Origin of the sequence: Streptomyces sp. NPDC007189, from assembly GCF_040703635.1 — a bacterium.
In the GTDB taxonomy this organism is placed as follows: domain Bacteria; phylum Actinomycetota; class Actinomycetes; order Streptomycetales; family Streptomycetaceae; genus Streptomyces.
Map to the genome: position 1 here is coordinate 34,831 of NZ_JBEYEY010000008.1, position 15,830 is coordinate 50,660.

12 protein-coding genes and 3 pseudogenes are annotated in these 15,830 nt (G+C 70.7%); 4 read left to right on the forward strand and 11 right to left on the reverse strand.

What is annotated here, in order from left to right; translation table 11 throughout:
- Positions 1-18 precede the first annotated feature (18 nt).
- Entirely contained in the window at positions 19-732 is a 714-nt protein-coding gene (locus AB0950_RS18115) for a helix-turn-helix domain-containing protein (RefSeq protein ID WP_360160642.1), read from the reverse strand.
- A 128-nt stretch (positions 733-860) separates the two neighbouring features.
- On the opposite strand from AB0950_RS18115, the gene AB0950_RS18120 reads away from it, so the two are divergent.
- Complete coding sequence (locus tag AB0950_RS18120) at positions 861-1,538, forward strand: SDR family NAD(P)-dependent oxidoreductase (protein ID WP_366778904.1); 678 nt, start codon at positions 861-863, stop codon at positions 1,536-1,538.
- Positions 1,539-1,786: 248 nt separating this feature from the next.
- A pseudogene (locus tag AB0950_RS18125) lies at positions 1,787-2,102 on the forward strand (decarboxylase); the annotation flags it as partial.
- A 138-nt stretch (positions 2,103-2,240) separates the two neighbouring features.
- Here the strand turns inward: AB0950_RS18125 and AB0950_RS18130 are convergent.
- Positions 2,241-2,894 carry an NAD(P)H-binding protein gene (locus AB0950_RS18130; protein WP_366778905.1) on the reverse strand — a complete coding sequence of 218 codons (654 nt, stop codon included), beginning with the start codon at positions 2,892-2,894 and terminating at the stop codon, positions 2,241-2,243.
- Between the two features lie 202 nt (positions 2,895-3,096).
- On the opposite strand from AB0950_RS18130, the pseudogene AB0950_RS18135 reads away from it, so the two are divergent.
- Positions 3,097-3,609, forward strand: a pseudogene (locus AB0950_RS18135) (thiamine pyrophosphate-binding protein); the annotation flags it as partial.
- Positions 3,610-3,630: 21 nt separating this feature from the next.
- Here the strand turns inward: AB0950_RS18135 and AB0950_RS18140 are convergent.
- From AB0950_RS18140 to AB0950_RS18160, 5 genes are all read right to left on the reverse strand, one after another.
- Positions 3,631-4,149 carry a hypothetical protein gene (locus AB0950_RS18140; RefSeq protein ID WP_366778906.1) on the reverse strand — a complete coding sequence of 173 codons (519 nt, stop codon included), beginning with the start codon at positions 4,147-4,149 and terminating at the stop codon, positions 3,631-3,633.
- Positions 4,146-6,962 carry a CHAT domain-containing tetratricopeptide repeat protein gene (locus tag AB0950_RS18145; protein WP_366778907.1) on the reverse strand — a complete coding sequence of 939 codons (2,817 nt, stop codon included), beginning with the start codon at positions 6,960-6,962 and terminating at the stop codon, positions 4,146-4,148. The genes AB0950_RS18140 and AB0950_RS18145 overlap by 4 nt, the downstream gene beginning before the upstream one ends.
- Positions 6,955-8,130, reverse strand: coding sequence for a hypothetical protein (locus AB0950_RS18150; protein WP_360160647.1), 1,176 nt, complete (start codon positions 8,128-8,130; stop codon positions 6,955-6,957). Before AB0950_RS18150 ends, AB0950_RS18145 begins: the two co-directional genes overlap by 8 nt.
- 336 nt (positions 8,131-8,466) lie before the next feature.
- Positions 8,467-9,831, reverse strand: coding sequence for an APC family permease (locus tag AB0950_RS18155; RefSeq protein WP_366778908.1), 1,365 nt, complete (start codon positions 9,829-9,831; stop codon positions 8,467-8,469).
- Positions 9,832-9,848: 17 nt separating this feature from the next.
- A complete protein-coding gene (locus tag AB0950_RS18160) occupies positions 9,849-10,784 on the reverse strand; it encodes a carbon-nitrogen hydrolase family protein (RefSeq protein WP_366778909.1) in 936 nt (311 codons plus the stop codon).
- A gap of 121 nt (positions 10,785-10,905) precedes the next feature.
- Between AB0950_RS18160 and AB0950_RS18165 the strand changes: the two genes are divergently transcribed.
- Positions 10,906-11,517 (forward strand): TetR/AcrR family transcriptional regulator, encoded by a 612-nt coding sequence (locus AB0950_RS18165; RefSeq protein ID WP_360160650.1) that lies wholly within the window; start codon positions 10,906-10,908, stop codon positions 11,515-11,517.
- An 88-nt stretch (positions 11,518-11,605) separates the two neighbouring features.
- Here the strand turns inward: AB0950_RS18165 and AB0950_RS18170 are convergent.
- The 4 genes and pseudogenes from AB0950_RS18170 to lysA all read right to left on the reverse strand — a co-directional run.
- Positions 11,606-11,728, reverse strand: a pseudogene (locus tag AB0950_RS18170) (IS5/IS1182 family transposase); the annotation flags it as partial.
- Positions 11,729-11,894: 166 nt separating this feature from the next.
- Positions 11,895-12,743: an alpha/beta hydrolase-fold protein gene (locus AB0950_RS18175; RefSeq protein WP_366778910.1), complete on the reverse strand. Its 849-nt coding sequence runs from the start codon at positions 12,741-12,743 to the stop codon at positions 11,895-11,897.
- A 160-nt stretch (positions 12,744-12,903) separates the two neighbouring features.
- On the reverse strand, positions 12,904-14,346 hold the full coding sequence (locus AB0950_RS18180) for an amino acid permease (protein ID WP_366778911.1): 1,443 nt from the start codon (positions 14,344-14,346) through the stop codon (positions 12,904-12,906).
- Positions 14,347-14,464: 118 nt separating this feature from the next.
- On the reverse strand, positions 14,465-15,748 hold the full coding sequence (gene lysA, locus AB0950_RS18185) for a diaminopimelate decarboxylase (RefSeq protein ID WP_366778912.1): 1,284 nt from the start codon (positions 15,746-15,748) through the stop codon (positions 14,465-14,467).
- Between the last annotated feature and the right edge of the window lie 82 nt (positions 15,749-15,830).

The window sequence follows — 15,830 nt, forward strand, 5'->3', positions numbered from 1 at the left end:
ACGGCGCCGACCGATCGATCAGCGCCGCTTCCCGGTCTCGGGGGAGCTGACGCCGTGGCTGGCGCGGCGCATGGCCTCGTACAGTGCGGCGTCCTCCGGCGGGTCCGGGAGCGGTCCGCGGGCTGGGGCCTGGAATGACTGCACCATCCACGCCACGAGGCGGCGCCAGGCATCCGGCGCGGCGTCGCCGGTGGCGCTGAGGACACCGGCGTTGGCCATCAGCAGCAGGACGAGATCCCGGCTGGTGAAATCCTCGCGAAGCTGTCCGCTGTCCTTGGCGCGGCCGATCAGTTCGAGGAAGCCCTGATACGCCTGGGCACGGAGTGCTTCCAGTTCCTGGGCAGCGGGGAAGCTCATGGTCAGGATGTCGGCGAAGCCGCGGTCGGCGGCCTGCATCGCACAGACCTCCTGGATGTAGCCGGTGAAGCCGTCCCAGGGGTCCGGGTCGGCCAGCGCATCGGCGGCGGCCCGCGCGTAGGCCTCCATACGGTCCGTGAAGACCGCGACGACGAGCTCCTCCTTGCCGGGGAAATGGCGGAAGAGGGTGGCGATCCCCACCCCCGCCTCCCGCGCGACCGAGGCCATCGACGCGTTCAGTCCGTCGCGGCCGAACACTGTGCGCGCGGCGGCGATGATCCGCCCCCGATTGCGCTCCGCGTCACTGCGCTTGGGCGGGGCTGCGGAGTCGGCCCTGCTACCGGTGCCGTCGACGTGCTGGTTTCGGGGGGTCATGTCCGTCAGGCTAGCAAAACGGAAGCCCCTCTCCGATTACTGTGTTACCGTCGACCGTGAACCGGATAGGGCTTTCCGGATCCGAAACGGATAGGCCTATCCATCTCTACCTGATGAAAGGTTCCCTCATGCCCACCATCGCCATCGTCGGCGCCGGCCCTCAGCTCGGTCTCGCCATCGCGCGCACGTTCGGCACCCACGGCTACGGCGTCGCACTGATCGCCCGGAATCACGCCAAGCTCGAGAACCTGGTCGGCGAACTGACCGCCGAAGGGATCAGTGCCGCCGCCTTCCCCGCCGACGTGCTCGACCGCGATGTGCTCACGCGGGCGCTCAAGGACGCCGCCGCGCACTTCGGCTCCATCGACGTGCTGGAGTACTCCCCGGTGGGCGGGCTGGGTTCCACCGCGATGACCGCCCCGTCCGAGACCGACCCGGTCCACGTTCAGCACGAGATGGAGTTCCAGCTGTACGGGGCCATCGCCGCCACCCGGGCGGTGCTGCCTGCGATGCGGGAGGCCGGCGCGGGCACCCTGCTGTTCACGACCGGGGCAGGATCGATCGACCCCGTACCGATGATCGGCAACGTCAACGCCGCCGCCGCGGCCCTGCGCAACTGGGCCATCAACCTGCACAAGGAGCTGGACGGCACCGGAGTGCAGGCCGCCCACGTCGCCATCGACGTGTCGATCGGCAGCGCCGTCATGCCCGGCCACGCCGTCGCCCAAGCCGAGGAGATCTCCCCCGTCTACTGGGAGCTCCACACCACGCGCCGCGACCAGGCCGAAGTCGTCTTCAGCAGCTGACACCCCACCCGCATACGCGTCTCGCATCGGCCGGGCCATGGCCCTCGGGCCTCGCCCGCGGGCAGGTCCTGGTCGCCGTGCACCCGGCCGCCGCTCTTCTCTATGCACGGCCGGCCGTCCTCGACGGACGCATGGAAGAAAGCCAGGCAGTCCTTCAACGCGCAGGTCCTGGAACACTTCACCGACGATGTCCGGGGCAACGGCCTGGCCATGGTCACCGGTCTCGTCGGCGCGTGCGAGGGCTTCGGCAAGGAGCCCTCACCGGGCCCCTTATCCTCGCCTCCCGGTCGGCGTTGCTGTTCGACACCGCCGTCCTGGGCTGCTGCGGCCTGACCCCGGCGACGGCATGACCGCCTACGACCTCGGCGAAGCAGCGGTGAAGAAGGCGGTCATCGCGTCGGCACGTCGCATCATCGCCGCCGCCGACGGCAGCAAACTCGGCCGCACCACACAGGCCTACGTCGGCCCCCCATTTTGGCCGACATCCTCGTCACCGACACCACCGCGGCCGCCGACGAGACCGCCGCACTCGAGAACAGCGGCACCACTGTCAAGATCGTCTGAACCCGGCCACCACATCCCGGCCCCCAGGCAGACACGCATGTTCCGCCCCGCCGTGGTATCCGCTGCTTTTGCGGTGGAGGAGGGCATGCGCCGCGGCTTGCGGCCTCATCCAACGGCCCAGGTGAGCCAACCAGGTGGTCAGGAGCGGACGTTCACCCGGACCGCCTCTTCGATGGGTGTCGATCCCGTGTTGAGTTCGAGGATCTGCCGGCCGATCCGGGGCTCGTGAAGCAGTTCAGCGAGCGTGGCGGCCACGTCCTCGCGAGCGATCTGGCCGTGGAACTCCGCCGGCCCGAGAGAGACGGTGCCGATGCCCGGGTCGTCGACAAGGAGGGACGGACGGAGGATCAGCCAGTTCAGGTCGCTGCGGCTGAGAGCGACATCTGCCTCCTTCTTCACGGCGAAGTAGTACTCGACCTCCTCACCGAGGTCGCGTTCGCACCATGATTCCGGAAGCACCGACACCAGCGCGAAGCGCTCCACACCGGCGAGGCGTGCCGCATGCATGGCCTTGACGACCCCGTCGCCGTCGATGGCTTTCGTGACCTCCTTGCTGCCGCCATTCGAGCCGGCGCTGAAGACGATCACGTCAACGTCGCCGAATGCTGCCGCCAGTTCTTCCACGGTCATGCCGGCAAGGTCGCCGACGGTCGCCTGCACACCTTGTGCGGCGAGGGCGGCCTGCTGGTCATCCCGGCGAACGAGCCCGCGGACGGTGTCTCCCCGAGAGCGCAGTTTCCGCGCCAGCAAACCGCCGATGCCGCCGGTGATGCCGATGATGAAGACGTCCACGCCGGATGCTCCGTTCTCTCGATGCGACTCTTCGGCTCCGTCACGAGACCGATCCCAGGCGATCAACGGCGCGTGTCCGCACGAGTATTCCGACCACACACAGGCCGTCGTCCCGTGCGCTCGATGACACATCATCTGCCGAACACAGCTACCCAGGCCCCCATCGCATGCGGTCAGCTGCCGAGCGCGAGAGCGACGCCGAGAGTGGACCCAGGTCCGCCACGAGGAGGTCGCGGCCTTTGCCGCCGGTGCCGAAGCGCAGCTCACCGGCCGGCTCGCCGCCTGTGGCGGCTCCTGTGGTCCGGGCAACCTCCACCTGAACAACGGCCTGTACGACGCCCACCGTTCCATGGCGCCGGTGGTCGCGCTGGCCGCCAAGACACCCAGCGGAGAGATCGGCACCGGCTACTTCCAGGAGACCACGCCGAACGGCTGGCGCCGCCTCCTCGGCTCCTTCGTGCACGGCTCGATGGCCACCGCGCTGCGCCAGGCCATCGGTACGCCGTTCCTCGACCGCGGGCGGCAGGTCGTCTCCCTCTCCGGCGACGGCGAATTCTCCGTGCTCATGAGCGACTTCCTGACACTCGTCCAGTACCAACTGCCGGTGAAGGTGGTGCATCACGGCCGTAAGGGTGAGAAGAAGGGCGGCGGCTGCCGCCGCTCTCGGCGCAACAGCCCCGTGGCCACGCCGCCCGGATGCCCTGGCGTTCGACCACGAGCCGGGCGGCCGGGGTGACTACTGCCGGGGCCAGCCCAGCAGCCGGGCGATGACGGCGGCCAGCTCACGCAGCGTGGACCCGTCGGCGGCCTCCTTGCCCAGCCGAAACTCGAACTCGGTCTTGCCGCCGCCTCGCTTGAAGCGGATGTCGACCTTTGTCTGCAGCCAGGCCACCGTACCGGCCAGGACGACGACACCTGGAACGGCCAGTTCGCCACCGAGCCGCGAGTCGTCAGGCGGATCGGCGAGCAGCTCAGTGGCGAGATCTGCGCAGGCCGGCTCGTCGGCGAGCACAGCGAGCAGGCGGCGGGCGGCGGCGCAGGCAGCGGCACCCTCGGGGACGGCCGGGGGCGCGTCAGGCTGCGCCTCCGGCCGGGTGCCACGCAGGGCGTCCAGCAGAAGGAGCGCCTCCGCCTGGTCCAGCGGCATCGTGTCCACGGCCGCGCCCGCCGTCAGTTCCTCCGTCATCTCCTGGAGGATGAGGATGACTTGCCGGTCCGTCAGTTCTCCCGAGGCGAACGGTGTCGGCGATGTCACCGGATTCTCCAATCTCCGAAGAGCGCGAGCGCTGCCCAATGGTACGGATGAGTCTGCCAGGGCCCGTCGTACTGCGCGCCGTCTCCTTGGAGCATCGCGCGCTGAGCCTCCCACAGGGCTCGCCACGGCGTCTGGGGGGCGGCGGACAGTCGGCGGTAGAAGTCCGCGAAGAGCCGGCGCGAACTGGCGTCGTCCACGTCCCACAACGTGCCGACGACCGACCGCACACCGGACGCCTGCAGGAGGTGGGCCAGCCCTTGGAGGTCCCCGGTGCTGTGCAGGTCGCGACGGGCCGTCGAACAGGCGCGCAGGGTGAGGAGGTCCAGCCTCAGCCCGCTGTCGAGCAGGTGGCGGGCCGTCAGCAAGTGCCGGAGCCGGGTCCGGATCTCCACCTCCGGCGGGTACTTGCTCGGGCGCTGCCCGTCGTGGGCCAGCAGCAGCCCGGAGTCGAGCGGCTCGGTGCGGTCGAACCAGCCGTGTCCGGTGAGGTGGGCGACGCGCGCGGCGCGCAGACCGGCCAGTACGGCGTCCGGTGTGGCGGACAGACCGCCGACTTCGGTGACCGACTCCCGGCCGGCGTGCTCGGGGGCGATGAAGTCGATGTCGTGCTCCAGCCGCTCCGGGACCGGGTCCTCGCCGGCCGCTACGCCCGCGACCAGGACACCTCCGTCGGCCGGGGCGGGGGGCTGGGCGACCGTACGCAGCAGGGCGGTGGCGCTGGACACCTGCACGACGGCGTGGCGGTGGACGAGCGGCCGTCGGCCTTCCCGCGCGTCCTCGTCCGTCGACGGCAGCGGCAGCGCCGCCAGGGGCAGCGCTTGCAGCGCCGGGTCGGCGGCGACGCAGAGCAACTCCCGACCCGTCACCGCGGGCAGGAAGGCCAGCAGACCCGGCGCCACATCCGCGAAGAAGTCCAGATTCCGGCGCCACGGCCGCCGTGCCGGAAGCGGAGGCAGCGGCGGGAAGGCGTCCGCGTCCCCGTCGAAGACCCGCCGCAGCCGTTCCGCCACGCGTTTTATCTCGCGTTCGCCCACCGGTGACGGAAAGACGGTCAGTTGACCGGTGTCGGCGTGGACGACGAAGATGACGCAGGCACCCTCGTCGCCGCCGTCACCGCAGCTGAAGTAGGAGACGAAAGCGCAGTGGCGGGCGTCCGGATCCGCTCCCAGGCAGGCCCGCAGCTCCCGCAGGGTCGCCGGTGTCCCGGGCACACCCGTGGGCGCCGATGCCCCCTCGACCCATGCCCGGTACTCCTCGTGGAGATCGAAGGCGAGCTCGACCGCCCCGTCTCCGTCCGGCACGGCGAGCCCGGTGTTGTCGTGGTCGAGCAGCATGGCGATGAGCAGCCCGTAGCACTCCCGGTGCTGGGTCACCAGCGCGGCCAGGTCCTCCCGCGCCTCGCCACCGCGTCCGGCGACCCTGCGCCGCAGCCGGCAGCGCCGCGCCCACAACAGGTCGAAGGCCTCCTGCCGAGCCGCGCCGGTGCCGAGTCGCGTGCCCTCGCGTGCCCCCTCCGCCCTCAGCGCCCTCGCCAGCCGCACCTCGAGCCGCAGCACCATCGCCAGTTCGGCACCGCGTCCGAGCGCCTCCTGCCGTAGCGCCCGCAGTGCCGCGGCCGCGCCGCCCGCGATTCCCGCCGCGGCCAGCGCCTCCGCCTGGGCCAGCCGGAACGGCAGATGGTGCACCCAGTAACGGTCGTCCTCGGGGAGCAAGTCGCGAAACACCTCCGCGGTGCGCAGCAGCAGGTCCCTCTCCGGAGCCCTGAGCCGTTCCATCCGCCACGCAATCACCCGCATCCCTTCGGCGGTGGCCTCCCGGTCGACCGTCATCGACTTCAACAGTCCCTGGAAGTAAGCCTCTGCGGCGCCCGCGTGGTCGTCCTCGTCCACCAGCAGGTCTCCGAGTCCGACCCAGGCCTGCGCCGCCCGCAGGTTGCGCGGGTCGTCGACGCCGGCGTCACCGCTCAGCTCCAGCGCGCGCCGGAAGCAGCGCCGGGCCGCCACGGCGTCCCCCGCCTGCCGGTACGCCTCTCCGAGCCGGTTGAGCGCGTGCGCCCGTGTTTCCGGACCGGCGCCCGCCGCCTCCGCACGGGTCAGTACGCGGCGGCACTCGCGCACCGCCTGTCGGCTCCGGCCGGCGGCAGTGTGAGTGTCCGCCAACTCGCTCCGGATCTGCAGCTCGTCGGCGGTCTCCCCGATCGTCGACACCGCGTCGAGCGCCGCCCGGTACTCGGCACAGGCGCGTTCGTACTCGCCCCCCACCCGGTAGAGCCGACCGCGCAACCGGTGCAGCCAGAGCCGCAGGCCGGGCTGGATCATATCGTCGGAGGTGCCGATCTCCGGGGTGAGGCCGTCCAGGATCCGCAGTGCCTCGCGGTGACGCCCGGCGGCCCCCATGGCTTCAGCGACCCGCCCCTGCATCCCGAGCAGCCGCCCGAAGGCATAGGAGTCCGGGGGCACCGCGGAGACCGCGGTGCGCACCAGTTCCAGGGCGGCGTCAAGACGCCCTTGCGCCATCAGCCTGGAGGCGTCCCGCTCGATGGGCTCCCAGCTGTCGGCGTGCTCCGCGCCACGACGGCGGCCGGCCTCCCGCAGTGCGGGCGTGATCTCCTCCACCAGCGACACGTAGAAGTCCACCAGCGCCGCGGCCTTCACCTGTCCGTCCCTCTCGAAGGCCCGCTGCCCGGCCCGTAACTCCTCCACCAGTACGGCGAGATCGATCCCCGGTGCGTGGGTGAAGAGGACGTACTCGGCCCGCCGCAGGCCGTCCGCCTGCATCAGCAGTGCGGCAACGTACCGTTCACGGTCACCCACCCGCGCCCCCTGCCGGATCGGCGATCTGCGCGCCGACGGTACGCGCGGCAAGCCGCACGGTCTCCTCGTCCTCCTCGGTCTTCGAGGTCGCCAGCGCGAGGCCGAACTGGCGGCTCGCCTCGTCGCGTTCGCCGAGGTTCCAGAGGAACTGCGCCACGTGGAAATGGGTGTGGTGCCCCGCCCGCGGATCGGCGGCGAGCTCGAGGGCGAGTCGGCGCGCCTCCTCGTAGTCGCCGCGGCCGTCCGCGGCCCGGCCGTACACGGCGAAGAGCAGGCCGACCCGGAGCTGCTCGACGTGCGGGTGGCTCCGCAGTTCCCGGCGGAGTTCGTCCTCGGCGCCGGGGGCGCCGCGGGAGGCCCGGTGGCAGATGTCGTCCCAGCGGCGCTTCAGCTCGTCCGAGCCCGCGCGGAATCCGGGGTCGGTCACCTGCGCGCGGACGGCCGCGAGCACCGGCGAGTCGGGGGCGACCCGCTCCAGCCGGCGCAGGACCTCCGCCAGGCCTTCCCGGTCATCCGTCAGTACCCGTGCCATGCCGAGGAGTTCCATGCCGCTCACGTCGTCCGGTGCGCGGTCGTGAAGCCGCTCCGCGACCTCCGCCACCTCGGACGCGGTGACACCGCTGCCCGGCTGCCGTGCGAGGCCGGCCAGGATCCGGCACAGCTCCTTGAGGTCCGCAAGCGAGGCACGGCCCTGGGCGTCCAGCTCCCGGTACGCCTCCGCGCGGGCCTTGAGCAGGCGCTGTTCCCGCTCCCACCGACCGCGCAGTCCCTCCAGCTCGGCCCACCGCCGGCGGACCATCGGGTAGGCCGGGTCGTCGTCACGGCAGCGCCGGGCGCACGCCTCCAACACATGGGCGCATTCGTCCAGGCGGCCGGCGCTCATCAGGCAGGAGGCCATGTTCAGCACCACGCGGGCGGTCCCCGGCAGATGCTCCACCAGCAGACGCCAGAACGTCAGCGACTCGGTGTACCGGCCCGCCTGCGCCAGGCCGATCGCGTACCGCTCGACCGCGGCCGGGTCGGCGCTGGACGCCGCGTCGGACAGGACGCCCAACCACCGCTCCCGCTCCGGAGCGGACGTGGCCTCCTTCACCCCCCGCAGGGCCTCGTCCCCACGCGGGTCCGGCCCCGCCAGCAGCCACGGCCAGTCCACGTGGTACTTCGCCACCGCGCCACCCCCATCCCCTCCTCCACGGCGTTCCTTCCCGCCCATGCATACCAGAACGCCTCTTTCCACCACGAGGACGCTCCTGGCCATGTGACAGGTCCTCGGGCGTCCCGCTCGCCCAGGCCTCTGGGCGGGCCCTCTGTATCGGTGTGCTCCAGACGCTGGCGAATCTGCTGGTGCCCTGATGGCAGGTGACCGTGGAGGACGTGCATGCCGTCCTGGAGGGTTGGAGACCGATCCGGGCTCCTACTCAACCGCGGCGTCGCCCTGTGACAGGCGGCGGACGGCCACGCCACACAGCGTGGGGCCCAGGCTGAACCACTCCGGCGGCGTGGTTCATGCCGTCGGGAGGAGGGGGCCGGAGGCTTCCGGCTCCGCGGGGCCGTTTTCCTCGTCGGACCGGAGTCGCAGTTCTGGGGCGGGGCGGCGGAAGCCCTTGGTGATCACTGCGAGCCAGAGGATTCCGATGACCAGCCAGCCGAGGCCGAGTCTGACAGCGGTGCCGCCGAGCTGAGTGATCAAATAGACGTCGACGGCGGCACCGGCGGCGGGCAGCAGAAGGTACCGCACGGGCGAGTGACGGGTTCCGGAGCGCCACTGCCGCACGGCGTAGGCGATCACGCAGACATTGACGAGCGTGAAGCCGAGGAACGCTCCGAAGTTGATGAAGGAGGTGGCGTCGGCGAGTGAGAGGTTCATGGCCAGCAGGCCGACGCCGCCGATGATCAGCACGTTGACGACCGGGGTGAGCAGCTTGCGGTGCAGGCGTCCGAAGACCTGCCGGGGCAGGGCTCCGTCGCGGCCCATGACGAACATCAGGCGGCTGGTGCTTGCCTGGATGGCGACGCAGGAGGCGAACCCTCCGAGCATGCTGACGATGTTGGCCACGTCGGCGAAGGTCTTTCCGCCGACGGTGGTGAACAGGAGGTACCCGGCGGAGTCCTCGTCGGGGAAGGAACCGCCCGGGTGGGCCCACTGCATCAGGAAGGAGATCACGACGAAGATGCCGCCGCCGGTCAGCACGGTCAGGATGATGCTGCGCGGGATGGTGCGCTGCGGATCACGCACCTCCTCGCTGAGGGTGCTCACCGCGTCGAAGCCGAGGAAGGCGTAGGCGGCGACGGCGGCGGCAGCGGTGACGGCGGAGAGGCTGGTGGCGCTGTTCCAGAAGGCGTGGCCGGCCGCGGGAGTGCCGCCGTGCCCGAGGCCGTAACGGACGCAGAGCGCCGCAAGCACGACGAGGACGGCGGTGACGCCGAGCAGCAGCACTCGGTTGATCCGGTCGGCGACCTTGAGGCCGATGATGTTGATGGCGGTGGCGAGGGCCACGTTGACGACCAGCCAGGCCCACTCCGGGACGGCCGGGAACTGGGCGTGGAGGTAGATGGCCTGGAGCAGCCAGGCGACCATCGGCAGGAAGAGGTAGTCGAGCAGCAGTGCCCATCCGGCCAGGAAGCCGATGCGGGAGTCGAGCTCCTTGCGGGCGTAGGTGTACACGGAGCCGGAGCTCGGATGGACCTTGGCCATCTTGGCGTAGCTGAGGCCGGTCAGCAGCATGGCGCCGGTGGCGATCACGTAGGCGGTGGGCGCGGCTCCCTTGCTGGTGGCGGCGATGACGCCGAAGATCGAGGTGACGACGGCGGGGGCCATGTAGGCGACGCCGAAGGCGACCACGGAGAGGAGTCCGAGGTCTCCACGCATGCGGGAGGGCTGATCTGTCACGAGATTCTCTCTTCCCCGAGTGTGCGGCGGGTCTCGGTGGGGTCGCTGGGGAAGGGGACCGGGGCGCTGGCACCGGCCCAGGTGGCAGGGTCGATCCGACCCTGGTAGAGCGGCAGGGCGAGGGGGCGGTCGCCGGGGTGGAACTGCTGCCAGGGCCGGTTGAGCGCTGCAGTGCCGAGGCGGCGGACGTTGGCGACCTCGTCCAGGTCGATCACGTCGGTGAGGGTGGTGTCACTGTCGGCCGCGGCCTCGGAGCGTACGTTGCCCTGCGGGTCCACGAGCAGGCTGCGGCCGGTGCCGACGGGCGCGGCGCAGTTGACGCTGGCGACGAAGAGCTGGTTGACGATGGCGTTGGCGCGGGCCAGCACGAGTTCCTGGGCCCGGTCGCTGCCGGAGGTCTGTACGAAGTTGAGTACCAGGTCGGCGCCCATCCAGGCCAGGTGGCGGGTGGTCTCGGGGAACCACGCGTCGTAGCAGATCGACAGTCCCACGCGGCCGATGCCGTCGAGGTCGAAGACGGTGAACTCGGCGCCGGGGAAGACGGTCTCGTACGGCCGCCACGGGAAGATCTTCCGGTAGGCCGCGACCCGTTCGCCGCGCGGGGAGTAGACGGGTGCGGTGTTGCAGACGCGTCCGTCGGCGTCACGCTCGTAGACGCTGCCGGGGGCGAGCCAGACACCGAGGTCGCCGGCGAGTTCCGCGAGGGCGCGGTCACGCGGGCCGTCCAGGGGCTCGGCAAGGGCTTCGGGAAGCTCGGCAGGTGCGAGCGTGGCACCGCCGACCGGGCCGCCCAGGTGCAGCTCGGGGTACACGACCAGCGGTGCGGCGGGGAGCCCCGCCGTGCGCCTTCGCACGTCGGCGGCCAGGCCGTCCAGGTCGTCGGCAGTGCGTTGGGCTGCCTGGGCCAGCACAAGAGGGAGGGGACGGGACATGGGTCACCAGGTCTGACTCGGGGATTCGTTAAACGAAATTTAGTTAACGAATGGGGGGAGGTCAATGGATCGCCGCAGGTGAGATACGAGCGGCATTCGGCGGTGTGCGAGCATGTCGTGCATGGCCCGACCCAGAAACCAGGCGGAACGCCGCGCCCAGCTGATCGACGCGACCGCCAAGACCGTGGTGGAGCTCGGGGCCACAGCCACCAAGCTGCGGGACGTCGCCAGGGCCGCCGGCGTCACCCCTGCGTCGGTGCTCTACTACTACGCCGACATCCAAGAGCTGTTCGCCGCCGTGTTCGAGCGCAGCGCCGCGACGTACTTCGTCAGCCGCGAGGAGGCCATCGCGGCAGCGGACGGCCCGGTGTCGCGGTTGCGTGCCTGCATCCACTCCGGTGTGCCCTGGCCCGGAGAAGGCGAGGAGAGCACCCGGCTGCTCTTCGAGCTGTTCCCGGTGGCACTGCGCAACGAGGGCGCCGCCGACCGGCAGCGCCTCTTCGCGAACCAGCAGACCGAGCTCTACCGTCAGGTACTCGAACTCGGGCAGAAGAGCGGCGATTTCGCGCTGGCCGGCGATGCCTGGGCCCTGGGGCGTTCCTTCGTGGCACTGGAGGACGGCTACGCGATGGACCTGCTGGTCGGCAGTGCGACCGCCCAGAACATCGAGGACCGCCTGCTCGACCACGCCCGCATCGTCACGGGCAACCCGGCCTTCGGCCGACGCGACTGACCGGACGTCACCTGAACGAAGGCGGCCGGCTCACGCACTGAACCCCGCCAACGCCCTGGTCGCCCACCGCATGTCCGGCGGCCGGCGGCAGGGTGCCGTCCAGGATCACGAACGACTTGGCTGCCACCCGTTCGAGTGCCTGTCGAAGCGTGGGAACCAGCTCTGCCCGGAGGTCCATCGCCTCGCTGTAGCGGTGGACTGTGGCCACACCTCGACAGGTCGATCGCGGACGGGCAGACAAGCACGACGGCGCTGCTGGTCAAGCGAGTGATCTTGGTTGTGGCTCGCCTACCAGGAGATTCACGCCTTCATGCGACCAGGTTGCAGCTCACCTCACCGCAGTCGGCGCCTGGCTGGTTGGATGATGCAGGTGTCGATCAATCCTCGTTGGACCGCCACAGCCAGCGCAGAGCGTCCGGAAGCAGGACGCCGCCGTGGTTGGGGCTGTGTCCGCCGTCTCCCAGGACAAGGCGGAAGTCGTATCCCGCTTCAGCGAGAGCGGCTGCCACGCGCAGGTTTTCGGCGAGCCAGTTCCGCTGTGGCTCATTCCAGTGCAGGTCGCGGTGGCCACCTTGCATGAAGATGCGCAGCGGCTTGCGGGGGACGCGGGAGATGAGGTCCGGGTAGGGATTGCCGTTTGGCATCTGCGCGAAGCTGGACAGGTATCCGATGACGCGGCGGAACTTGTCCGGACGCAGCCACGCGGCGGTGAAGGCGCAGTTGCCGCCGCTGCTCCCGCCGCAGGTGCCCCACTGTTCGGGCGACTGGGCGATGGTATAGCGCTCCGCAACCTGAGGGATGATCTCGGTGAGGAGGAAGGTGACGTACCGGTCGTCGAAGGCGTCGTACTCGTTGTTGCGGTTCTTCGGGTTGTTCGCATCCGGGAAGACGCCAGGATCGACGAACACGCCGATGGTGACGGGGATGTCGCCGCGGTGAATGAGGTTGTCCAGGACGATCGCGCCGCGTACCTCCCCTGCGGGGTCCAGGTACCACCATCCGTCCTGGAACACCATCAAGGATGCCGGTTCCGCTGGGTCGTACCGTGCAGGCACGTGTACCCAGAACTTCCGGAAGGTTCCCGGGTAGACCTTGCTGCCCCGCCACTCGAACGCGACCGTCTCGCCAGCGGGCACGCCCGGCTGTAGAGCGGAATCGGGTCCATGGACGTAGCGCACGTCCGACTGGTCGATCGGAAGTGGCTGGTAGGGCATCTCGATGGTCACGGGGAACAACCGTAGGACGATCACCACCCTCGGCCACAAGGGATTTTCATCCAGGCCCTCCACCTCGCACGTTCAATGCGAGGTTGGAAAAGGCTCCCACATGGTTTGGCCGACCATCATCACGCATGCACGTTCTGCGAGTCGCTCTGGTGGCGTCCTGTCACGCGAGGTTGACCGGAGCCCGGGAGTCGTCGGTCGTCTCCAGTCGCGAGTTGCGGCGGCTGTAGAGCAGGTAGACGACCAGCGCCAGTGCCAGCCAACCGCCGAACAGCAGGTATGTGTCCAGCGGCAGCTCGTAGAGCAGATAGCCGCAGGCGACGACGGACAGGACCGGCACCACCGGGTAGCCCGGCACTCGGAACGCCCGCTTCAGCTCCGGAGCCGTACGCCGCAGGATCAGCACACCGAGCGAGACCACGGCGAAGGCCACCAGGGTGCCCATGCTGGTGAGGTCGGCGAGCATGTCCAGGGGGAAGACCGCTGCCAGAAGGGCCACGAAGCCGCCGGTCAGCAGCGTGGTGAACACCGGGGTGCCGGTGCGCGGGCTCACCCGCCGGAAGGCGCCGGGCAGCATCCCGTCGCGGCCCATCGTGTAGAGGATGCGGCTTTGCCCGTAGAGGACGACGAGGGTGACGCTGACGATGGACAGCACTGCGCCGGCGGAGAGCAGGATCGCGGGCCAGCCGGCCCCGGTGATGTCGCCGAGGATCGCCGAGAGGCCCGCCTGCTGCCCCTTGAAGGCCGTCCACGGCTGGGCGCCCACCCCCACCAGGCTGACCAGCAGATACGTGGTGGTGACCACGACCAGCGCTCCGATGATGGCCAGCGGCAGGGTGCGCTGCGGGTTGCGGACCTCTTCGCCGGCGGTGGACACGGCGTCCAGGCCGATGAAGGAGAAGAAGACGGTGGAGGCGGCGCTGCTGACCCCGGCGATGCCCATGGGTGCGAACGGATGCAGGTTCCCGGCGTGGAAGGCGGTGGCGCCGATCACCACGAACAGCACCAGCACCCCCAGTTTGACCAGCACCATCACCGTGTTGACCACGGCCGACTCCTTGGCGCCGCGTACGAGCAGCAGACAGCACAGGGCGACCAGTACGACGCCGGGCAGGTTGATGTACCCGCCCGCGCCCGGCGGTGCCGCGATCGCCTCGGGCATCTGGAAGCCGAAGAGCCGCTCGGTCAGGTCGTTCAGGTACTGGCCCCAGCTCACCGCGATCGCCGCGCCGGAGACCGCGTACTCCAGCAGCAGGCACCAGCCCACGGCCCAGGCGGCGAACTCGCCCAGCGTGGCGTAGGCGTAGGAGTAGGAAGAGCCGGAGACGGGCACGGCCGAGGCCAGTTCGGCGTAGCAGAGCGCGGTGAGGGCGGCTGCCGTCGCCGCGAGTACGAAGGAGAGGAGCACGGCGGGGCCGGCCTCCGGCACCGCCGAGTCCAGCACGAAGAAGATTCCGGTGCCGATGGTGGCACCGATGCCGATCATCGTGAGCTGGAAGGGGCCGACGGTGCGGCGCAGCCCGCCGCCTGCGTCGGACTCCGCGGTGAAGGCGTGCAGGGGCTTGCGCCGGAGCAGTTGACGGCGCAGCGTCGACGGTTGGGACATCGGAGCCTCTTTCGTCGTGAGGGTGACGTCCGGCCTGGGGAATCCGGGCCGGGATGCGGGTGTGGTGGGTCGCGCGGCCCGGCGAGGCCCGTGACCGATGACCGCCGGTTGCGGGCGCTCAGGGCAGGTCGCGTCGCTGCAGGTCGTCGTACGTTTCGCGGCGCACCACCGCCCGCGCCTCGCCGTCGCGGCAGAAGACGACGGGCGGCCGTAGCGCGCCGTTGTAGTTGTTGCTGAGGGAGAAGCAGTACGCGCCGGTGACCGGCACTGCGATCAGGTCGCCGGGCCGGGGATCGCGCAGCTGTACGCCCGCGCTGAGGATGTCGCCGGACTCGCAGTGCCGGCCGACCAGGCGGTACGGGTTGCCGCCCCCCACCCGGGTGGCCACGGTGGCCTCGAAGCGCTGCCCGTACAGCGCCACTTCGAGGTTGTCGCCCATGCCGCCGTCCACGGCCACGAACGACGGGTCGCCGTCCTTGACCGTGACCGCCCGGTACAGCGTCACTCCGGACTCGGCCACCATGGACCGGCCCGGCTCGATGACGATCTCCGCCTCGGCGGGCAGCACCCTGCGGGCCGCGGCCACCAGCGTGTCCAGGTACTCCTCGACACCGGGCGGCCTGTCGCCGTACGTGTAGCGGGCGCCCAGTCCGCCCCCCAGGTCGTACACGGCGAAGGAGCCGAGGTCCGCGACCGCCTCCACGGCCCGCGTGAACGGCTCCGTGTCCAGGATCTGGGACCCGATGTGGACGTGTACCCCGTCCAGCCGCAGCCGGCTGCTCCCGCGCAGCCGCGTGATCGCCTCTCGGGCCTGCGGGAGCGTCAGCCCGAACTTGGAGCCCTCCTGCCCGGTCGAGACCGCCGCGTGCGTGGCCGGTCGGATCCCGGGCGTGACCCGCACGAGGACCGGCTGCTGCGCCGTGACGATCCGTTCCAGCCGGTCGATGTCGTCGAAGTTGTCGATGACGATCAGCCCGGCCCCGGCCTCGACGGCCATCCGCAACTCGGCCTCCGTCTTGGCGTTTCCGTGCACCACCAGCCGGGCCGGGTCGACGCCCGCGGCCAGGGCCAGGGCCAGCTCGCCACCGCCGGCGACGTCGATGCTCAGCCCCTCCTCGGCCAGCAGCCGGTACACGGCCGTGCAGGGAAAAGCCTTGGAGGCGAACGCCACCCGGGAGTTCGGCCAGCGGGCGGCGAGCCCGTCGGCGTACCGGCGGGCGCGGGCCCGCAGCGCCGCCTCGTCGACGATCAGGGCCGGGGTGCCGAAGCGCTCCGCGAGGTCGGTCACCGCACAGCCGCCGACCACCAGGCTGCCGTCGTCGGCGAGCGCCGTGTCCGGCGGGAACAGCCCGAGCAGGGCCTCCTGGGACGGCGGGGCGGTCGGCGCGACCGGGATGGCCATGGTCTTCCTCCGTGGGTACGTGCCCTGCCGGCCCCGGGGTGGTCCGGCGGCAGCACCATGCTCCGGGGCACTCCCCGCCCTA